Origin of the sequence: Photobacterium sp. GB-72 (assembly GCF_003026095.1) — a bacterium.
Lineage (GTDB): Bacteria > Pseudomonadota > Gammaproteobacteria > Enterobacterales > Vibrionaceae > Photobacterium.
Genome location: NZ_PYNV01000002.1, coordinates 245,009 through 267,485 on the forward strand (window position 1 = coordinate 245,009; position 22,477 = coordinate 267,485).

16 protein-coding genes are annotated in these 22,477 nt (G+C 39.9%); 11 read left to right on the forward strand and 5 right to left on the reverse strand.

Annotated elements, in window-relative coordinates:
• Positions 1-23 precede the first annotated feature (23 nt).
• Positions 24-974 (reverse strand): thioredoxin-disulfide reductase, encoded by a 951-nt coding sequence (gene trxB / locus C9J40_RS04405; RefSeq protein WP_107206174.1) that lies wholly within the window; start codon positions 972-974, stop codon positions 24-26.
• An 885-nt stretch (positions 975-1,859) separates the two neighbouring features.
• Between trxB and lrp the strand changes: the two genes are divergently transcribed.
• The 5 genes from lrp (at position 1,860) to serS (ending at position 9,497) form a co-directional block, all read left to right on the forward strand.
• Positions 1,860-2,354: a leucine-responsive transcriptional regulator Lrp gene (gene lrp / locus C9J40_RS04410; protein ID WP_005368765.1), complete on the forward strand. Its 495-nt coding sequence runs from the start codon at positions 1,860-1,862 to the stop codon at positions 2,352-2,354.
• Positions 2,355-2,781: 427 nt separating this feature from the next.
• A complete protein-coding gene (locus C9J40_RS04415; RefSeq protein ID WP_107245904.1) occupies positions 2,782-5,901 on the forward strand; it encodes a DNA translocase FtsK 4TM domain-containing protein in 3,120 nt (1,039 codons plus the stop codon).
• Positions 5,902-5,999: 98 nt separating this feature from the next.
• Complete coding sequence (gene lolA, locus C9J40_RS04420; RefSeq protein ID WP_107206176.1) at positions 6,000-6,617, forward strand: outer membrane lipoprotein chaperone LolA; 618 nt, start codon at positions 6,000-6,002, stop codon at positions 6,615-6,617.
• 88 nt (positions 6,618-6,705) lie between these two features.
• Positions 6,706-8,061, forward strand: coding sequence for a replication-associated recombination protein A (locus tag C9J40_RS04425; protein WP_279615362.1), 1,356 nt, complete (start codon positions 6,706-6,708; stop codon positions 8,059-8,061).
• Between the two features lie 128 nt (positions 8,062-8,189).
• On the forward strand, positions 8,190-9,497 hold the full coding sequence (serS, locus tag C9J40_RS04430; protein ID WP_107206177.1) for a serine--tRNA ligase: 1,308 nt from the start codon (positions 8,190-8,192) through the stop codon (positions 9,495-9,497).
• Between the two features lie 45 nt (positions 9,498-9,542).
• Here the strand turns inward: serS and C9J40_RS04435 are convergent, their stop codons facing one another.
• The 3 genes from C9J40_RS04435 to metG all read right to left on the reverse strand — a co-directional run bounded on the left by C9J40_RS04435 (position 9,543) and on the right by metG (position 14,397).
• Positions 9,543-10,436, reverse strand: a complete 894-nt coding sequence (locus C9J40_RS04435) for a hypothetical protein (protein ID WP_233217624.1) — start codon at positions 10,434-10,436, stop codon at positions 9,543-9,545.
• A 150-nt stretch (positions 10,437-10,586) separates the two neighbouring features.
• Positions 10,587-11,900, reverse strand: coding sequence for a dicarboxylate/amino acid:cation symporter (locus tag C9J40_RS04440; RefSeq protein WP_107206179.1), 1,314 nt, complete (start codon positions 11,898-11,900; stop codon positions 10,587-10,589).
• A gap of 451 nt (positions 11,901-12,351) precedes the next feature.
• Positions 12,352-14,397, reverse strand: coding sequence for a methionine--tRNA ligase (gene metG / locus C9J40_RS04445; RefSeq protein WP_107245905.1), 2,046 nt, complete (start codon positions 14,395-14,397; stop codon positions 12,352-12,354).
• A gap of 243 nt (positions 14,398-14,640) precedes the next feature.
• On the opposite strand from metG, the gene apbC reads away from it, so the two are divergent.
• From apbC to yhjD, 5 genes are all read left to right on the forward strand, one after another.
• The gene (gene apbC, locus C9J40_RS04450; protein ID WP_107245907.1) at positions 14,641-15,732 is read left to right on the forward strand and encodes an iron-sulfur cluster carrier protein ApbC; all 1,092 of its coding nucleotides are present in this window, start codon (positions 14,641-14,643) and stop codon (positions 15,730-15,732) included.
• 143 nt (positions 15,733-15,875) lie between these two features.
• The gene (udk, locus tag C9J40_RS04455) at positions 15,876-16,520 is read left to right on the forward strand and encodes a uridine kinase (RefSeq protein WP_107206182.1); all 645 of its coding nucleotides are present in this window, start codon (positions 15,876-15,878) and stop codon (positions 16,518-16,520) included.
• Positions 16,521-16,644: 124 nt separating this feature from the next.
• Complete coding sequence (gene dcd / locus C9J40_RS04460) at positions 16,645-17,238, forward strand: dCTP deaminase (RefSeq protein WP_107206183.1); 594 nt, start codon at positions 16,645-16,647, stop codon at positions 17,236-17,238.
• Positions 17,239-17,468: 230 nt separating this feature from the next.
• A complete protein-coding gene (locus C9J40_RS04465) occupies positions 17,469-19,661 on the forward strand; it encodes an AsmA family protein (protein WP_107245909.1) in 2,193 nt (730 codons plus the stop codon).
• 168 nt (positions 19,662-19,829) lie between these two features.
• Entirely contained in the window at positions 19,830-20,789 is a 960-nt protein-coding gene (gene yhjD, locus C9J40_RS04470) for an inner membrane protein YhjD (protein WP_107245911.1), read from the forward strand.
• Between the two features lie 42 nt (positions 20,790-20,831).
• On the opposite strand, the gene C9J40_RS04475 is transcribed toward yhjD, so the two are convergent.
• Positions 20,832-21,158: a hypothetical protein gene (locus C9J40_RS04475; RefSeq protein WP_107206186.1), complete on the reverse strand. Its 327-nt coding sequence runs from the start codon at positions 21,156-21,158 to the stop codon at positions 20,832-20,834.
• Positions 21,159-21,365: 207 nt separating this feature from the next.
• On the opposite strand from C9J40_RS04475, the gene C9J40_RS04480 reads away from it, so the two are divergent.
• The gene (locus tag C9J40_RS04480; protein WP_107245912.1) at positions 21,366-22,418 is read left to right on the forward strand and encodes a metal-dependent hydrolase; all 1,053 of its coding nucleotides are present in this window, start codon (positions 21,366-21,368) and stop codon (positions 22,416-22,418) included.
• Positions 22,419-22,477: the final 59 nt, after the last annotated feature.

Consider the following 22,477-nt stretch of genomic DNA (forward strand, 5'->3'; position numbering starts at 1 on the left):
GTGGCGGTTTGGACGTTTACTGATTATTGGGCGTCAAGGTAACGTTCTGCATCAAGCGCAGCCATACAACCAGTTCCTGCAGAGGTAATTGCTTGGCGGTAGTTATGATCCATAACGTCACCTGCTGCAAAAATACCTTCAATGCTTGTCTGTGTTGCATTACCATTTAAGCCTGACTGCACTTTAATATAGCCATTTTCCATGTCTAATTGACCTTCAAAAATAGCGGTATTTGGCTGGTGGCCAATTGCAATGAACACACCCATAACCTCTAACTCTTCAGTGGCGTTAGAATGAGTATCTTTAAGACGAAGACCAGTAACCCCCATATCATCACCAAGTACTTCGTCTAAAGTACGATCTGTATGCAGTATGATATTGCCATTAGCGACTTTATCCATGAGACGATCAATCAGAATTTTTTCTGAGCGGAAAGAATCACGACGGTGGATAAGGTGAACTTCAGAGGCGATATTTGATAGATAAAGCGCCTCTTCAACAGCTGTATTACCGCCACCGACAACTGCTACTTTTTGACTGCGATAAAAGAAACCGTCACAAGTCGCACATGCAGAAACGCCACGGCCTTTAAATGCTTCCTCTGATTCTAAGCCAATGTATTTTGCTGAAGCGCCTGTTGAGATAATTAGCGCATTACACGTGTAAGTATTGCTTTCACCTTTTAATAAAAAAGGACGTTGGCTGAAATCCGTTTCAACAATGTAGTCGGTGATAATTTCCGTATTGAATTTTTCTGCGTGTGCTTTCATGCGATCCATTAGCGCAGGACCGGTGAGATCATCAGCATCTCCAGGCCAGTTTTCCACTTCTGTCGTCGTAGTTAATTGACCGCCTTGCTGCATACCAGTGATCATCACAGGGTTTAAATTTGCACGTGCTGCATATACTGCAGCGGTGTAGCCCGCAGGACCAGAACCAAGGATGAGCAGTTCACAATGTTTTACGTTACTCATTTCTTCTCCAGGCTGAATGAGATTATTGTTATTGAGAATTGATTGTAGGTAAATTGCAGACGTAAAGGAAGAGTCGAATTAAGAATAGGTTATTGCTAATTTGTCGTTATATATGAAAAAAAAACGTTAAGTAAAGACAAAGAGGTTAATAAATAAAACGTTACATAGGTCACAAAAAAATACGAAAGAAAATGAATAAGTAAAAAACATAAAATTGAAAAATCAGATTATATTTTTATCGCGTCATTTTTTTATTATCAATTGTTTTATATTTAACCGCGTTAGCTATGTCGAATGTACAGGTTGATGCATAATTTGTTTTTAATCGTTTGATTTTTAATGATAATTTTATTGTTTTTTATTGAGAATAAAAGAAAGAACGTTAGCAAAGAAACATTGATTAAAAAATGGTCGACTAGATATTAGGTGTTTTTATATGGTTAATTATTCATATGATAATGCTCTTTGTCGCAAATAGAATGGAGTCAAAGATACATGTTTTAGGTGTTTTTTATGCGTTTTCGTAGTGATTAATACGAATTTTACTGCTGTTTTACTTTGACAATCATTTCTTATCTGGTAAAAATTTCTATAACTACATAACGATGCGCACCTGAAATTATAGGATAGGCGGGTGATAAATATTCAATTTTTAGCATGCGGCAAGACTGTAGCTGGCAATATTGTGCAAGGAACATGAGCGGGTAGTGAATTATAAAGCTCAAACTGCCATGAAAATAATGTTAAGCAGTCAATTTGTCTAGGTTACATGTCAATTTATAGGTGATTATTGATCATTAATTTTGACTTTTGGCTTATTTGATTCTAAAAATAGATAAAATGTAGTATATTTTTTTGCAAGGAAGTAAGAAGGTGGAATAAAAAATGGTAGATACCAAAAAGAAACCATCCAAGGAATTGGATCGCATTGACCGTAATATTTTGAATGAACTTCAAAAAGACGGCAGAATTTCAAATGTTGAGCTATCAAAGCGTGTTGGTTTATCCCCAACACCTTGTCTTGAGCGTGTACGTCGTTTAGAGCGTCAAGGTTATATCAGTGGTTATACTGCATTGCTTAACCCACAGTTTCTTGATGCTTCATTATTAGTGTTTGTAGAAATCACACTAAATCGCGGTGCACCAGATGTATTTGAACAGTTCAATAAATCAGTTCAAGAGCTTGAAGATATTCAAGAATGTCATCTTGTTTCTGGTGATTTTGACTACTTATTAAAAACACGTGTATCTGATATGTCAGCATACCGTAAGCTTCTTGGTGAAACCTTGTTGCGTCTACCGGGTGTAAATGACACGCGTACGTACGTTGTAATGGAAGAAGTTAAACAGTCAAATAATCTAGTGATTAAAACACGATAAGTGTATTTCTGAGTATAAGCAGAATAAATAAACGAGCGGCTATTTAGCCGCTCGTTTTGTTTGTACGATATGTTAATTTATTCATAGTGGTGGTTAATTGGACAAAAAGTGAATCAAATTGACATAGTGATGAATTTTTTTATCTATTGGGCGTCTAAAATAGCTATCTGTACCTTATTATCTGGGGCGAGAGAAAATTTTTCACTAAAAGCTTTTTCGGTACACAGACAATGCACGCATTTAGTATAGAATAGTAGCATTGAGACAATGACATTGTATTTCTTATATTTAGCTAAACTTTATAGCGCATTTGGCTATAGATATTAGTATTATTCGATGAATGTCTTAGATTTCTGGCAAAATTTTGAGTTTTATAGAGACATCGGAGTTATCCTTGAGGAAAATTAAAGGTAAAAAACTGTCCCAGATGCGTTTGTCAGGTACACAACGCATTGTTGAAGGTTTTTTAATCATCAGTATTTTAGCTGCTATTTATATTATGGTGGCATTGGTAACATTTAACCCTGCAGATCCATCATGGTCACAAACTGCTTGGGAAGGGGTTGTTCAGAATAAAGCTGGCGCGTTTGGCGCTTTAGTCGCTGATACATTCTTCTTCAGTTTTGGTTCATTAGCCTATGTTTTTCCTGCCTTAATAGTCTTACTTGGCTATTATTTATTTCGTCGCCGTTCAAAAAGTTTATCTCACGATTATATGGTTTACGGCACTCGTCTTTTAGGTCTAATTTTATTGCTATTAACTAGCTGTGGTCTTGCGGATTTAAACTTTGACGATATTTGGTACTTTTCATCGGGTGGAGTCGTGGGAGATGTTGTTTCAAACATCTCTATGCCATTGCTTAATGTGCTTGGTACAACATTAGTATTAATGTTTATTTGGGCTATTGGCTTTACATTGTTCTCGGGTATTTCATGGATATCAATTGTTGATACATTAGGTGAGAAGACGCTTGCTTCGTTAACATGGTTTTTAAATAAATTCCGCTCAGATAAACATGAGGTTATGCGACCTTTTGCAACCGAAATCCCTGATGAATCAGAAATGCCTTACATGGCACACATAAGTGACGTTGATGATGAAGATGACCCGTTATTATCATCTTATGTTAATAACGAACCATTAGATAATAATGCAAAAGAAGTCGAATCTTCACCTTATAAGATTGTTCGACCGAATTCTGATGTGACACGTGACCCGTTGTTAGAAACGAGTGAACCTGTTGTCAGCCCGCCCGCGGCACAACCGCAACCAGCTGTTCAACAACCTGTTGTAAGTCAGCCAGTGGTACAACCGCAAACTGCTGTTCAACAACCTGTTGTAAGTCAGCCCGCGGCACAACCGCAACCAGCTGTTCAACAACCTGTTGTAAGTCAGCCAGTGGCACAACCGCAAACTGCTGTTCAACAACCTGTTGTAAGTCAGCCAGTGGTACAACCACAAGCAGCTGTTCAACAACCTGTTGTAAGTCAGCCAGTGGTACAACCGCAAGCTGCTGTTCAACAACCTGTGGTAAGTCAGCCTGTTCAACAGCAACAAGAGACAGTTCAGCAGCCAGCTACTCAGCCTCGTGGTCTTTCGATTGAGGATTTAGAACGTGAACTGGATAAAAATGAAGATTTTACTGTTCCAGTGGATGAGTATACGCAAAGTGCAATTGAAGCGGCTGAATCAGCAGTAACTGCTGCTCCTGCTTATCATTCTTCACAGCAGAATGTTGCTGAACTAAGTCAAGCTGAAGAATCTATGGCTGTTCAACAGACAACACCAGTAGCGTCGCAAGTTGTCGCTCCACAACCAACAACATCACAGCCAGTTCCTGGAAGTGATATTGAAATTGGTGTGCAAGATGGTATGTCTGAACTAGAGCGTGGTGAAGCGGTAGCGTTAACACCAGAACAAAAAGAAAAAGCCGATCAGGAAGCGTTTTTACAAAATATTCGTGATTTACAAAAAGAACAAGCGCATTTGGCTGGATTAGATAATCCGTTTTTAATGCAAACAGAAGTTGATCTTCCGGCGCCAACGTCACCAATGCCGACATTAGATTTATTGCAACCAGCGCGTCGCACTGTGGAGCCTGCTTCTGAAGAAGAGCTGCAAGCGACAGCTGCGTTAATTGAATCTAAGTTAGTTGATTATAAAATTAAAGCGCAGGTGAAAGGGATTTATCCGGGGCCAGTTATTACCCGCTTTGAATTAGATTTAGCGCCAGGTGTGAAAGTCAGTCGCATCTCTGGTTTAGCAAAAGACTTAGCGCGTGCGTTGTCTGTGATGGCTGTACGTGTCGTTGAGGCTATTCCGGGTAAACCATATATTGGTTTAGAGCTGCCGAACAAAGGTCGAGAAACGGTATACATGTCTGAAGTGGTCGCCAGTGAGCGTTTTCAGAATATGGATGGTCCATTACCGATTGTTTTAGGTAGCGATATCGCTGGTGAAGCTGTTGTGGCTGATCTAAGTAAAATGCCTCACTTACTGGTTGCGGGTACGACGGGATCGGGTAAATCAGTTGGTGTAAACGTCATGATCTTGAGCTTACTATACAAGTGTAAGCCTGAAGATTGTCGCTTTATTATGATCGATCCAAAGATGTTGGAATTATCTATTTATGAAGGTATACCGCATCTATTAACGGAAGTCGTAACTGACATGAAAGATGCCGGCAATGCCTTGCGTTGGTGTGTTGGGGAAATGGAACGTCGTTATAAGCTCATGGCGAAATGTGGAGTACGTAACCTAGCGGGCTTCAACGATAAGTTAGAGGAAGCGGCAGCGGCGGGTTTCCCTATTCATGATCCATTATGGCAGCCAGGCGATACCATGGATGAATACCCACCATTACTTGAAAAAATGCCGAGTATTGTGGTTATCATCGATGAATTTGCTGACTTGATGATGGTTGTTGGTAAGAAAGTTGAAGAGCTTATCGCGCGTCTCGCTCAAAAAGCACGTGCGGCAGGTATCCACTTAGTACTTGCTACTCAGCGCCCATCTGTAGATGTTATTACCGGCTTAATTAAAGCAAATATTCCTACGCGTATGGCATTTACGGTATCGACCAAAACAGATTCACGTACCATTCTTGATCAAGGTGGTGCAGAATCCTTGCTTGGTATGGGTGATATGCTGTACTTACCACCAGGTCAAAGCCATACAACACGTGTTCACGGTGCATTTGCATCGGATGATGATGTACATAACGTGGTGAATGATTGGAAAGCGCGTGGTAAACCACAATATATAGATAGTATTCTAAGCTCAGACCAAGGTTCAGAAAGTCTATTGCCGGGTGAAACATCCACTGGTGGTGATGATGATATCGATCAACTGTTTGATGAAGTAGCTGCATTTGTCACTGAAACGCGTCGCGCATCAGTATCGGGTGTTCAGCGCCGCTTTAAAATTGGTTATAACCGCGCAGCGCGAATTGTTGAGCAATTAGAAGCGCATGGCATTGTTAGTCCACCGGGGCACAATTCAAACCGAGAAGTACTAGCACCTGCGCCAGTACAGATCCACGATTAATGAATAAACCGACACCTTGCTGTCAGTAAATTTATAGCGTAATTTAAACCGCTGCGCATAGTATGTTCGGCGGTTTACTTTAATAGAGGTAAGCGAATATGATGAAAAAGTTATGGCTAAGTATATTAGTTGCCGTTCCAATGCTTGCAACAACAAGTGCTTGGGCTACGCCACAACAAGCATTAAGTAGCCGACTTGATAAAGTTAATGCCTTTAGTGCTAACTTTACTCAGAAAGTGATAAGTCCTGACGGTGAAATATTGGTTGATGGGACTGGCGATTTATCCATTAAGCGCCCTAATTTATTCCGTTGGGATACTAAAACACCGGATGCAAGCTTGTTAGTCTCCGATGGTAAAACAGTATGGTATTACAGCCCATTCGTTGAACAGGTCACGGCAATGTGGCTAAAAGATGCAACAGAACAAACACCGTTTGTTTTGTTAACACGTAATAATGAAAAAGACTGGTCGCGTTATAATGTGAAGCAATTAGTAGATACTTTTACCTTAACGCCGAAAGATAAAACCTCTTCGATGAAAGAGTTTATCGTGACAGTATCTAAAGATGGTCAAGTGCGTAATTTCTCTGTAGTTGAGAGTGACGGGCAACGCAGTAACTACACATTATCTAAATTTACACGTACTACACCAGCGGCAGACTTATTTAAGTTTACGCCACCGAAAGGGGTAGAACTGGATGACCAACGTCAATGAAAAAACAATCGATATGATGCTATGAGTTAGCGTGTATGTATTGTTTATCTAAATTGTATAGGTGGCTGTTAGCCACCTTTTTCTGTTTATGGGAGTGGTTATTTTGAATAACTTCAGCCTTGATTTTTCTTCTGATTTCAGGCCGCTAGCCGCAAGAATGCGACCTCGAACAGTAGAAGAATATATCGGTCAGCAACATATTTTGGGGCAAGGAAAACCCTTACGTCGAGCCTTAGAAGGCGGGCAACTACATTCAATGATTTTGTGGGGGCCACCGGGTACAGGAAAAACGACATTAGCAGAAGTCGCTGCACATTATGCCAACGCTGAAGTAGAGCGTGTGTCTGCTGTAACATCCGGTATTAAAGATATTCGAGCTGCAATTGATAAGGCTCGTGACAATAAAATGGCGGGACGTCGCACTATTTTATTTGTTGATGAGGTGCATCGTTTTAATAAAAGTCAGCAAGATGCGTTTTTACCGCATATTGAAGACGGTACTGTAACATTTATTGGTGCAACGACGGAAAACCCATCGTTTGAGCTGAATAATGCATTACTCTCTCGCGCTCGAGTTTATAAGTTAAAGTCACTTGAGGATGATGAGATCTTGCAAGTGATTGAACAAGCATTAACGGATAAAGAGCGAGGGGTAACTGAAACGAATTTACACTTTGCGGATGATATTAAAGAAAAATTAGCTGAGTTTGTTCGTGGTGACGCGCGTATGTCTTTAAATTATCTTGAGCAGCTTATTGATATGGCTGAAGAAGATGATGAAGGCATTAAGCAAATAACGGTCGAATTATTGGCGGAAGTCACAGGCGAAAAGGTTGCGCGCTTTGATAACAAAGGTGATCTTTGGTACGACATGATCTCAGCGGTGCATAAATCAATTCGAGGTTCTAATCCTGATGGTGCTTTGTATTGGTTTGCACGTATGCTCCAAGCAGGCTGTGATCCGCTATATGTGGCTCGTCGCCTATTAGCTATTGCTTCAGAAGATATTGGTAATGCTGATCCTCGTGCGATGCAAGTCGCGGTTTCTGCGTGGGACTGTTACACCCGTGTTGGCGCTTATGAAGGTGAGCGAGCCATAGCACAAGCGATTGTGTACTTAGCATGTGCGGCGAAAAGTAATGCGGTTTACGTAGCGTTTAATCTTGCCAAAGCTGATGCGCGCGAATTTCCCGATTTTGAAGTCCCTCATCATTTACGTAATGCGCCGACCAAGTTAATGAAAGAATTAGGTTATGGTGAAGGATATCGTTATGCCCATGATGAAGCAGGGGCTTATGCGGCAGGTGAAGTGTATCTACCGCGTGAAATCCGTGATCGGGTTTATTACCAACCATCAAACCGTGGTTTAGAAATGAAAATATCCGAAAAGTTGGATTATCTTGCTTCATTAGATGCAAAAAGCCCGTTAAAGCGCTACCAATAATAAGGCTTTTTGGGTATCGTTAAACGACTGGCAGTTCCATGTGAGAACTGCCTTCCTAATTACAGACTATTTTGATAAAAATCGTCTAAATAACGTGCATTTCAGAATATTAAGAGCACAGGATTAGCATGCTAGATTCTAAATTACTTCGAACAGAGCTGGATGAAACAGCTGAAAAACTCGCGCGTCGTGGTTTTAACCTTGATGTAGAAACTTTACGTAACCTTGAAGAGAAGCGTAAATCCCTTCAAGTGAAGACAGAAGAGCTTCAAGCTCAACGTAACTCGCGATCGAAGTCGATTGGTCAGGCAAAAGCGAAAGGTGATCACGAAGAAGCCGAGCGTATTATGGCTGAAGTGGGTAACCTAGGTTCTGAGCTTGATGACGCGAAAAAAGCGTTAGCTGAGTTACAAGCGGAGCTTGATGTTATTACACAATCTGTACCAAACATCCCAGATGATTCTGTACCTGTTGGTAAAGACGAGTCTGAAAACGTAGAAATTTCTCGTTGGGGTGAGCCAAAAGCTTATGACTTCGATGTGAAAGATCACGTAGATCTGGGTGAAATGGCGGGTGGTCTTGATTTTGCGAGTGCTGTAAAAATTACCGGCGCACGCTTTATCGTTATGAAAGGTCAATTTGCGCGCTTACACCGTGCAATTGCACAGTTTATGCTTGATCTTCATACCGAAGAGCACGGCTATACAGAAATGTATGTACCGTACCTAGTAAATGCAGATAGCTTATTTGGCACAGGTCAGCTTCCGAAGTTCGGTGAAGACTTGTTCCATACACAGCCTTTAACTGAAAAAGTAAATGATGAAGAACCTCGCGTTCTATCATTGATCCCAACAGCTGAAGTACCTGTAACAAACATGATGCGTGATACCATCACTGATGAAGCGGATCTTCCTGTTAAGATGACGGCACATACACCATGTTTCCGTTCTGAAGCAGGTTCTTACGGTCGTGATACTCGTGGCCTTATTCGTATGCACCAGTTCGATAAAGTTGAGCTTGTACAAATTACGAAACCTGAAGATTCAATGGCTGCACTAGAAGAGTTAACAGGTCACGCTGAGAAAGTACTACAGCTTCTAGAGCTTCCATACCGTAAAGTGGTTCTTTGTACTGGCGATATGGGCTTTGGCTCATGTAAAACCTATGATCTTGAAGTATGGGTTCCTGCTCAAGAAACGTACCGTGAAATTTCTTCTTGTTCTAACATGTGGGATTTCCAAGCTCGTCGTATGCAAGCACGTTTCCGTCGTAAAGGTGAGAAGAAGCCTGAGCTTCTACACACATTAAACGGTTCTGGTCTTGCTGTTGGTCGTACAATGGTTGCTATTTTAGAAAATAATCAGCAGGCTGACGGTCGTATCGAGATCCCTGAAGTACTTCGTAAGTACATGAACGGTATGACTCACATCGGTTAATCACTGATTTGTCGTTTGAAAACCCAGCCATCGTGCTGGGTTTTTTTATGTCTGCTTGTTGTGATCAAAATTAATGGCACATGTCGTTATGTTTGGAACTGTTATAGCAAGATCATCAGCAATATCATTGATAATAAGATCGAAGAACTGGAAAATAGTGTCTGAGATCTGAATTGAATAAAGATAAAGCTCTTCTTTAAGTTTATTTTTATCTTGGTTATGAAATTGTATTTCATGAAATTTTTGTAGGAGCTTTTCAATAGGCCAAACAGGTGGCGTCTGTTGGCTTATCATCGATATCTGCCCAAGCCTTCGTTGGATCATTTTTACATGCATTTCTAACTCGCGCGCATAGCTTTTGCTTTCTAAAGGACAGTGTTCAATCGTCCAGCGGAATCTATTTAAACTATCCAGTGAATTTAATGTAATAGGCCAAGCGGTTTGATAATGTTCGAAAGTGGTGTCTTTTTCGGCTGTAAGCAAGCTAGAACTAATAACATCATCAATCAGATACATAATGTGTCGAATAATTCTGCCATGTACGGCTTGGCTGCGCTGTAAAGAGTAGTGAGGACAATCTGTAAATAAACGCTGTATTTCTTGTCTCAATATCCGAAACATCGGTTTGTGATTGGTGTCAGCTTGATAAATTAATATTGAGAGTGTTTGCTTTAAAGCATGCCTTTTACGCTTAACAGATTCATGGATCTTATTATCCATATTGTTACTTATAATTTTTTGATGGCAATAGCGGCGGTGATAACGAATGAATTGTATCAGTTCTCTGAGCTGCATTATTTGATCAAATTGTAGTTGTAATTGGGTGTTATTTTTATTTGTTTTCCAAGTGATATATCCAATCGTTAATAGTGAAATAATGGCAGCTATGATCAACCACATAAATAGCCCTTTAATTACTCTTATTCTTTTAGTAAGCAAGCAATCGTCATGCCGTTAATATATTTTAATTAAAACAACAAGTTAAATATGGTGTAACGGTGTCTTGTGAGCTAACTTGGTTCAAGTGCACCAAAATAGTGAAATAAAAAAGGCGCCATAAAGGCGCCTTATACAATGAGAATTACCGAATTATGAGCTTTGCTTTAGAGGATGAAATTTAACTTCTTCATCTTTAACTGCAGCAGCAGGATCATTGAAGCGTTCAATATCAATCTCGTTTTCACTCTTAGCAACAATACATGTTACTACAGAGTCACCAGTAATATTGACAGCGGTACGGATCATATCAAGTAGGCGGTCAACACCCATGATGATTGCAATACCTTCAACCGGAAGACCGACTTGGTTTAGTACCATGGCCAGCATGATCAAGCCGACACCAGGAACACCCGCAGTACCAATAGAGGCTAGTGTTGCAGTTACAATAACGGCAATGTAGTCACCCATGCTTAGGTCAATGTTGAACGCTTGAGCAATAAATACTGTCGCGACACCTTGCATGATAGCCGTGCCATCCATATTAATGGTTGCACCTAGCGGTACTGTAAATGAAGCAATCTTATTATTTACGCCAAGACGTTTGGTTGCTGTTTCCATGGTAACTGGAATCGTTGCATTTGATGATGCCGTTGAGAAAGCAAACATCACCGCATCTTCCATTTTCTTTAGGAAAGTAATAGGGCTTAGACCGGTAAAGATCTTTAGCATCGCACTGTATGTTACTAAACCGTGGATAAGTAGCGCTGCAACAAGGACTAAGAAGTAGTTAATTAGGTTAAAGATTGCATCTAGACCTAATCCTGTAAATAGCTTAGCCATTAGGAAGAACACACCGAATGGTGCAATGTTCATTAGCAACGCTACAAGCTTCATGATCACTTCATTAAGATCTTTGAAAACTTCAGCAATACGTTCACCTGGTTTACCCGCAGCGCTAATTGCGATACCGAATAATACGGCAAAGACAATAATTTGCAGAGTATTACCATTTGCCATAGAGCTTATTGGGTTAGTTGGGAACATACCGACAATAACGCTACCTAGCGTTGGTGCTTCTTTTGCGGCAAATGTTGTTGCTGCGCTTAAATCTGCACCAGCGCCTGGTTGGAAAACATTAGCAAGGAAAAGCGCTAGGGTAATAGCAATGGCAGTTGTTGCAAGATAGAACAAGACTGTTTTACCACCAAGGCGGCCTAATGTTGCAATATCTTTTAATGAGCTAGTACCACAAACCAGTGATACAAAGACAAGAGGTACTACAAGCATCTTTAAGCTGGCAATGAAAATTTTGCCACCTACATCAAACAAACCGTTAACGATGTATTCGTGGATAAAAGAGATATCAGCTAAAAAGGTGCGAATTAAAAATCCTGTTAGAATACCCAGTACCATACCGAGGATCACTCGGGAGGTGAGGGACATTTTTTTCTTTGTCGTTGACATTGAATTTTCCTTATAATTATTCACTCTGTCCATCTATATATCAGAGCCACAAAGAGACTATCAGCACTTCAATGTTTCAACCAAAGCAAAAATACGATCAAATATTAACTATATGGCTTGAGTCACGTTTTTTATATTTATTTAAAGTTAAATAAGGGTAATATTAACTATATTTTAACATTTGAGTGGTTTTTATATCGGGTTGGTCACGCTTTTATCTTATATATAACTCTACCTAGTGGGCGTTGTTTACTCTCATTCTGTAAGAAAATAGTACTACTTCAGAGGATTAAGCTATTTCACTAATATTTATTTTATAAAATTAAAATGTTTTATTGGCTCTTGTTTGAATTTTTATTCTAAAAATATGAGTTTATATCCAGTAGTAATGGGGCGGCGACAATAAAAAAGGGCACATACAGTGCCCTTCTATATATAGGTGAGGTGTAAATTACATTACACGCATACCTGGCTGTGCACCTTCATGTGGCTCTAGGATCCAAAGATCTTTACCACCAGGGCCCGCTGCTAGGATCATGCCTTCAGACATGCCGAACTTCATTTTGCGAGGCTTCAGGTTAGCTACCATAACAGTCATTTTGCCCACTAACTCTTCTGGTGTGTAAGCTGACTTAATACCAGAGAATACTTGGCGCATTTCACCGCCAATATCTAATTGGAATTTAAGCAGTTTGTTTGCCTTTGGTACTTCTTCACAAGATACAATCTTAGCGATACGCATATCAACTTTAGCAAAATCGTCAAATTCGATTTCAGCTTCAATTGGTTCATCAGCTAAAGGGCTTGCTGGCTTTGCAGCGGCTTCAGCAGCGGCTTTATCTGCTGCAGCTTCTTCTTTCGATGATTCAACCATTGCTGCAACGTGTGCAGGATCGATACGATTAAATAGAGCTTTAAACTTCGTTACTTCGTGAGCTGTTAGCGGCTTGGCAATTGTTTCCCAAGTTAGTGTTTCGTTTAGGAATGCTTCACTACGCTCAGTCAGTTTTGGCATGACGGGCTTCAGATAAGCCATTAGCACGCGGAATAGGTTGATACCCACAGTACAAATTTCTTGTAACTCTTGGTCTTTACCTTCTTGTTTCGCAACAACCCAAGGTGCTTTTTCATCAACATATTGGTTTGCTTTATCAGCAAGTGCTGTGATTTCACGAATTGCACGACCGTATTCACGGCTTTCGTATAGTTCACCGATACGATCAGCGGCTTCAACGAATTCTGCATATAGCTCAGGTTCAACGAAATTATCAGATAACTTGCCATCGAAACGTTTAGCGATGAAGCCTGCATTACGAGATGCAAGGTTAACAATCTTGTTTACTACATCACTGTTAACACGCTGTGTGAAGTCTTCTAGATTTAAATCCAGATCATCAATACGGCTGTTTAGTTTGGCAGCGTAATAGTAGCGTAGACATTCTGGATCTAGGTGTTTTAGATAAGTGCCGGCTTTGATGAACGTGCCTTTAGACTTAGACATTTTCGCACCGTTTACTGTTACGTAGCCGTGTACGAATACATTGTTTGGTTTACGGAACCCTGCACCATCTAGCATCGCAGGCCAGAATAGGCTGTGGAAGTAAACAATGTCTTTACCGATGAAGTGGTATAGCTCTGTTGAGCTATCTTTATTCCAGAACTCATCGAAGTTTAGATCGTCGCGCTTGTCACATAGGTTTTTAAATGAACCCATATAGCCAATTGGTGCGTCCAGCCATACATAGAAGTATTTGCCAGTCTCACCTGGAATTTCAAAGCCGAAGTAAGGAGCGTCACGAGAAATATCCCACTGTTGCAGTCCTGACTCGAACCACTCTTGCATCTTGTTCGAGGTTTCTTCTTGAAGAGCACCAGATTTAGTCCATTCTTTTAACATGCTTTCAAATTGAGGCAGGTCGAAGAAGAAGTGCTCAGAATCTTTCATGACTGGTGTAGCACCAGAAACGGCTGATTTTGGATTGATTAAATCTGTTGGGCTGTATGTTTCACCACAGTTATCGCAGTTGTCACCGTATTGGTCTTCGGCTTTACACTTAGGGCATGTACCTTTTACGAAACGATCAGGGAGGAACATTTCTTTCTCAGGATCAAAAAGCTGAGAAATAGTACGGCTAGTAATAAAGCCATTGTCTTTTAGCTGGGTATATACAAAAGATGCTAACTCACGGTTTTCTGGTGAGTGTGTGCTGTGGTAGTTGCTAAAATCAATATCAAAGCCAGCAAAATCAGCTTGGTGCTCTTTGCTCACTTCGGCAATCATTTGCTCAGGTTCCATACCCATCTGCTGGGCCTTAAGCATGATTGGAGTTCCGTGTGCATCGTCGGCACAAATGAAATGAACTTCGTTGCCGCGTAGGCGCTGATAGCGAACCCAAATATCCGCTTGTACATGCTCAAGCATGTGACCTAAGTGGATAGAACCGTTAGCATACGGTAGGGCACAGGTAACCAGAATTTTTCTTGGATTGGCAGCCATAATTACTTATTTCGCTCATGATGGGTAAAAAACGTAGCTGTAAATACTACCTGATGGTTGTCGTTATTCCTAGCATCAGATACGGTTTTATCTGCTTAAAAGCTTGTGAAATCGGGCAGTTTTTATGCTTTGGTGGTAGCATTAAGTAAAACAAGTAAAATTAGCGCAGCAACAAGCTCTTAAATGACTAACTAAAGGTTAAATTGTTGCTCGTTTGATAATAATTATGTGGAGCGTTAACTTATGACTAACGATGTAACTCATCGTTTTCAGAATGTTGCTGATATATGCCAATGGCTAAATCATTTTGAGCATTCTCTTTTGAATTCAGAGTGGGCGGATATGCCCAATGTTGTCTCTATCTCTGCAGATGGTTTAATTACCATCACGATTCCTTTTGCTGCGGCTACATTGGTTAATGAGCTTGAACAGTGGATTGCCAGCGAGCAACATACTGGTGTTATTCCTTCAAATGCGACGTTTAATGTACGCGCAAAAGTGGCTACCTTGGCTGTTGAGAACAAGCAACCATTACGTGGTGTGAAAAATATTATCGTAGTAAGTTCGGCGAAAGGTGGTGTGGGTAAATCAACAACGTCAGTTAATTTAGCTTTAGGTCTTCAGCAACAAGGAGCTAAAGTTGGATTACTTGATGCAGATATCTATGGCCCATCTGTTCCTATGATGTTAGGCACCATGGATCAAAAGCCACAATCGCCAGATGGCAAAATGATGCTGCCAATTGAATCATGCGGGTTATATACCAATTCAGTGGGTTACCTTGTACCTGCGGAAAGTGCAACTATTTGGCGTGGTCCTATGGCCTCAAAAGCGTTAGCACAAATTATTAATGAGACATGGTGGCCTGATCTTGATTATCTTGTGATTGATATGCCACCGGGTACCGGTGATATTCAACTGACGTTATCTCAGCAAATTCCTGTTACAGGGGCGTTAGTGGTTACTACACCACAAGATTTAGCCCTAGCTGATGCCATTAAAGGTATTAGTATGTTCAATAAAGTGGATGTGCCAGTACTGGGTATTGTTGAGAATATGAGTTACCACGTTTGTAGTAACTGTGGTCATCAAGAGCATATTTTCGGTACTGGTGGTGCAGCAAAAATGGCACAAGAATATTCAGTGCCATTATTAGCGCAGCTACCACTTGATATTAAGGTACGTCAAGATATTGATAACGGTAAACCAACTGTGGCAGTATCTCCTAACTCTGAGCAAGCGATGGCTTATATTGAATTAGCCGCGACTGTTGCGAGTCGTTTGTACTGGCAAGGTGAAACGGCGGTAGAGCAGATTACAATTCGTACTATGTAACAAAAATATGAGACGGTCTTTGTCCGTTCTCTGTTCAAACGTGCTAGATGTCTCATTTTTGTTGGCATCTGGCATAACAACGGCTTATAATCAGGCGGTTTAATTATTTATCTCGCCACGTGGTCTAACAGGTGCCTTCTGATATGTCTGAAAATTCACACCAATGCGTTATTATTGGTATTGCAGGTGCTTCTGCATCCGGTAAAAGTCTGATTGCCAGTACTGTATACAAAGAGCTAAAAGAAAAAGTAGGCGATCATCAGATCGGTGTTATTACGGAAGATTGTTATTATAACGATCAAAGCCACCTGACCATGGATGAGCGGGTCAAAACTAACTATGATCATCCGAATGCGCTTGATCATGATTTACTTTGTGATCACCTAGAGCAATTAATAAAGGGTGAAGCAGTAGAAGTACCTCAGTATAGCTATAGCGAACATACTCGCCTGAAAGAAACCACGCAAATGACACCAAAGAAGGTGATCATTTTAGAAGGTATCTTACTGCTTACAGATCCACGCCTTCGTGAGATCATGCACGCTAGCGTATTTATGGATACACCACTTGATATCTGTCTACTTCGTCGTCTACAGCGTGATGTTGCAGAGCGTGGTCGTACTATGGAATCAGTACTCGTTCAGTATCAAAAGACGGTACGCCCTATGTTCATGCAATTTATTGAACCGTCAAAACAATATGCTGATATCATCGTTCCTCGCGGTGGTAAAAACCGAATTGCTATCGACGTACTTAAAGCGCATATAGCGAAGTTGTTACGTTCTTAATTTTTTATAAGGCTGGCCTTTGCCAGCCTTATTTTTATCTTTCGGGAAACCCTGTTAAGATTTGCCTACACAGGTATTATTTTATTGATAATACGTGTGTTTTGTTATTCAGGAGAAAGCTCAAATGAGACTTTGTGACAAGGATATCAAGGCGTACCTTGATGAAGGAAAAATCAATATCGAGCCACGTCCAGCAGATGACTGTATTAGTGGTTTAACGGTTGATGTGACCCTTGGTAATAACTTCCGTATTTTTAATGATCATGGTGCACCCTTTATCGACCTTTCTGGAAAGAAAGAAGATGTAGCAACGCAACTTGATAAAGTTATGAGTGATGAAATTGTTGTTGAGGAAGGAGAAGCCTTTTTCCTTCATCCAGGACAACTCGCTTTAGCTGTAACGCATGAATCAGTGACATTACCTGCCAATATCGTAGGTTGGTTGGATGGACGATCATCATTAGCACGTTTAGGTCTAATGGTACACGTTACTGCACACCGTATCGATCCAGGTTGGTCTGGTCGTATCGTACTTGAATTTTATAATTCAGGACGCTTACCACTGGCATTGCGTCCACATATGCCAATTGGTGCGTTAAGTTTTGAAACCTTATCTGGTGAAGCTGAAAAACCGTATAATAAACGTGTTGACGCTAAATATAAATATCAGCAAGGTGCAGTAGCTAGTCGTATTAATGAAGATGATAAAGAGAGTTAATTTCAATCATCAATAATCTATATTTTAAGAGGCAATCCATAGTGATTGCCTTTTTGTTATGTGTGATATTTTATCGCCTGATGGTATTACTATGATGTTTAGGGCGAAACTATCATTATAAATCATTGTCATAACGCAGAGCTTAATAACATTAAGCTTATATTTTAATTGTTTATATTTCTTATGCAGATTCCTCATAGTGATAATGGGTGCAAGGGAAAGAGGGTAGTATGAAAAAATTACTGTATGTTTTAATCGGTATTATTATCGTCGTTGTACTTGGGATCACAGCCCTTGTCACGTTAGTCAATCCCAATCAGTTTAAAACTGTGATTGCAGAGCAAGTAAAAAAGCAAACTGGGCGTGAATTGGATATTCGCGGCGATATTAACTGGCGTTTTTTCCCAACATTAGGCTTAAGTGTGGGGGAAACAACGTTAAATAACCCTCAAGGCTTTGCTCAGCCAAACCTGATTCAATTTAAGCAAGCTGAGTTGTCTGTTTCCGTATTACCGCTTTTATCTCATGAGCTTGATATTGGTAAAGTGCGTTTAGATGGTGCGCATGTTTTTGTGCAAACATTGAAAGATGGTCGTAGTAATTTAGATGGCTTAACTGAAAAGTCATCAACTAAAGAAGTGAATGACTCTACATCATCAAAAGCTAATAAAGATGCTGTTAGTAATGTTCAGGATGAGAAGTCCACTGCATCAAAGGTAACGACACAGCCGTGGAAAATATCTCTTGCTGGGGTTGAACTTATCAATGCTAGTGTTGATATTATTAATGACAAAACCGGTTCGAATATCGCGTTAAATAAGGTGAATTTCACCTTAGATAAACTGACACCAAATACATGGACGAAAGCGACATTTGATATTTCGGGCAGTGCAAATGCGCTAAAATTTGCAGCTAAAGGCAGTACCGAGTTGAATCTGTCTTCTGCATATCAATTAGCTGAATTAAAAAATCTAGATGTATCTCTGACGGCCCAAGATGGAAAAACAGAGATAAAACATGCTCAAGTAACGCTGGATCATTTTCAGTATGGTCAATGGGCAACGGTTAATTTAAATATAGATGGTCAATTACCTGAGTTGGCTTTTGTTACCAAAGGGCAGACCCAGTTTAAATTATCGTCGGATAGAAATATTCTAACGTTAGAGAATCTTTCAATAGATAATGCATTGTCAGGAAAAGCGTTACCTCGCCCTAAGATGCAGGTAAACATAAAAACCAATGCTAGTTATGATATAACGACAAAAACAGCGACGTTATCAAAACTCAATGCAAATGCAGATGAACTAGCGTTAATGGGAGATGTATCTTTTATCAACCGTGATGTTCCTGTGATCCGTTTTAATTTATCTAGCGATAATATTAATCTTGATAACTGGCTAAATAAGCAGCACGGCCAGGTTTCATCGGAAAAGCCTGCAGTATCAGATCAAGCTGCGAATAACACATCAACCGAAGTTGCTGCGTCAACGTCACAACAAACCTCTTCACCATCGGTATCAAATACTTCCTCTGCAATACAAGAGCCGGATCTTTCAGTACTAAAAGGTATTGATGTTGACGGAACGATAATGGCGAAAAAGTTCACTATCTCACATGCACACTTGTCTGATGTGAAACTGTCGGTTGTGATTCAAAATGGGATTGCAAAGTTAAATTCGTTCACGGCAAATTTATATAAAGGCACTGTGAGTGGAACAGCACAATTGAACGTTAATACACCTTTAGCGAGTTATCAATTACATAATCAAATAAAAGGCGTTGAAATCCAGCCATTATTGGAAGATGTTGCTAATAATAAGCAGTTAGCAGGACGTGCAAATATTATCGCCAATCTTGCAGGTAAAGGCTTATCTTCACAACATTTGAAAAATAACAGTACAGGTACGATTAATGTGAATTTAACCGATGGCGCTGTTTATGGAGTGAATATATCAGAGATGATCCGTTCAGCAAAAGCCCGTCTAAAAGGTGAAAAGTTATCTGATAGTCAGAAGCAAAAGAAAACAGATTTTTCTTCTTTAACGGCATTGTTGCAATTAGGGCAAGGCCAAGCAAAGATCGACAATCTTCACCTTGTTTCACCATTACTTGATATCAATGGTCGTGGTACGACTAATTTAAATAATGAGTCATTAAACTTTTCTGTTGATACTGCTATTGTAGCAAGTGGTAAAGGGTTAGATGAATTGAAAGGGATTACTGTTCCTATTAAAATAAAAGGCACATGGCAGCAGCCTAAATACCAATTAGATTTAAAAAATCTCTTTAAGCAAAATAGCGAATTAGAGCAAAAAGCGAAGAAAGAGCTAAACCGAGGTCTTGAAAAGCTATTGGGTGATAAAGCCAAAGACGAGAAGATTAAAAATGTAGCGGATCAATTGCTTAAAGGTTTGTTTAATTAACAATATTTTTATATTGGTCACGTTATTATTGAAAAGGTTTGCTTATTAAGGCAAGCCTTTTCTATTTTATATGTATTTGATACTAAAAAGTAAATGGCGACTTTATAGTAAGACGGTGAGCAGTGATTACTGTCACTTGATAAATGAATGACGCCATGATGATGAATTATGATAGATAAACCGACGTCGACAGATGAAAAAACAACCTTGATATCAAAAGTAATGGCGATTGTTACTTTTGTGGTCGATAAAATAAAAGCCTTGCCTCCTATTGATCACTTGATCCGTGCTGCGGATCGCTTTAATGATCGTTTGGGGAGTCAGTTTGGTGCAGCAATCACTTATTTCTCTTTTTTATCCCTTATCCCTATTTTAATGGTGTTGTTTGCAGCAGCGGGTTTTATATTGGCCTCTAATGCCTCATTACTAAATAGCATTATTGATAAAATAGTTGCAGGTGTTACTGATCCAAGCTTAGCAACGACATTAAAAAACACTGTTAATATTGCTATTAGTCAGCGTACAACTGTCGGTTTAAGTGGTTTAGCCATTGCTTTGTATTCTGGTATTAGTTGGATGGGGAATTTACGTGAAGCCATTCGAGCACAAACCCGTGATGTATGGGAACGCAAACCTGAAGATAAAGATCATTTTTTACTGCAATATGTGAAAGATTTTGTCGCACTGACAGGGTTAGTGGGCGCATTAATTTTTACTGTTGTACTAACGTCAGTGGCAGGCTCTGCACAAGCAACAATTGTTAATGCGCTAGGTTTAGAAAATATTACTTGGTTACGCCCTGCTCTTACCGCAACAGCTTTAACAATATCGATCTGTGCTAACTATCTTATGTTTTTATGGATCTTTTGGATGTTACCTAAGCGTCGTTTTAATCGTAGGGCACTGATGAAAGGAACATTACTTGCCGCGATAGGCTTTGAAGCAATTAAGTTTGCTATGACATTCATGTTACCTAAACTGGCAAGCTCACCATCAGGTGCCGCGTTTGGTTCAATTATAGGCTTAATGGCATTTTTCTATTTCTTTGCGCGTTTGACATTATTTTGTGCCGCTTGGATTGCGACAGCGAATGAACATCGTATTACGCCGATCACTGATGAAGAATAACGGCTTTATTCTGTGATGAATACAAGAAAGGATGACGCTATGTCATCCTTTTTTATTACATTGTGCAATATTGAGTTGTTTTAGGAAATGACTGATTTGGCTAACTTGAAGACCAATTCTTGGTTCAATGAACTTACGGCGGATCATGGCATAGCTGACTGTTGCAGTAGCGATGGCAATAAAGGCATTGATATTGAGTATAAGTAAAACAAGGCTAACAATACCAATATATGCGATGCTATAGCCGAACACTTGGTTTTCATTATGTTGTAGATGGATGCCACAGCTCTCACAGGTAAAAGAGAGGGTATCTTGGTTGAGTGTTGGTACTGAGGTTTTATGCTGACAGCAAGGACAAGTTTTTTTCATTTTATTACCTTTAATAGACTGACAACGCCAGATATGCGAACTACATCCCTGTCTATATCAGTAGTGTCATATTACTGAAGGTAGAAGTACCGTTTGACTGCGTAATGTAATAACTTTGTCATGGTATAGTTAACTGATTAATATATTAATAATGATTATGTATTTATATTTCATGCTAGATATGAAGCTAAATACAAAGGAGTGTATGTGGATTCAATAACTCAAGCTGCACTAGGGGCATCTGTTGCAGCGGTTGTGGCAGGACGCCACTGTAAGCCTAAAACATTATTGATTGGTGCTGCGTTAGGGACGTTACCTGATTTAGATGTTTTTATTGATTATGGTGATCCTATTTCAGATACGGTGAAGCATCGTGGCTTTAGCCATTCACTTTTTGTGTTGTTACCGTTCTCTTTATTACTCACTACATTATGGCATCACTATCGACCTACGGTATTATCATTTGGTCGATTATGGCTCTTAGTTGCCGCATGTTTGATCACTCATCCATTACTTGATTCATTTACTACCTATGGCACGCAACTGTTTTGGCCTTTAGATAACAGCGTTGCGGTATCGAGTCTTTTTATTATCGATCCACTCTATACATTGCCTTTGCTTATCATGCTGATTGCAAGCTTGATGTGGCGAGAGAAAATGGCAAAACTCTGTAGTATTGGACTAATCGTTTCAACGATTTACTTAGCATGGTCAGTCGTTGCTTATAAGGTTATTGAGCACCGTATTGAACAAGAGTTAAAGCATACTCCGTTAGCCAATCAGCCCATGTTTATCAGCCCAACCCCGTTTAATACGGTATTGTGGCGGTTTATTATCCTTGATGATGATAAATATTATGAGGGCTTTTCATCTTTGCTCGATCCAAAAGATGATGATGGTTACCCTATACAATGGGTGCAACGAGAGCGAGGCAGGTTACCGTTAAAACAGCCCTCAGAGCATGTTGCAATGCTAACTAAGTTTGCTAGTGATTTTGTTCAGTATCAAACGATTGATGATCAATTAGTGGTGACAGATCTGCGGTTAGGATTAATCGAATATTTGCCATTTCGTTTTATCGTTGCCAAGCAGTCACCGCAGCAAGGTTGGCAATTAATAGCACCGATAAAAATGGAGGAGCGAAAAGTGCAACCCAAACACCTTTCTGCATTATGGTTACGGCTATTAGGCAGCCAAGATGTGAATGCCGATCTATGCCAGATCAATGAATGCCCCAGTAACACTGTTATAAAAACGTAACTATAACGTTTCTTTCACTGTTTTCTTATGTGTTTATGTAGTAATGCTAATCGGCTTTT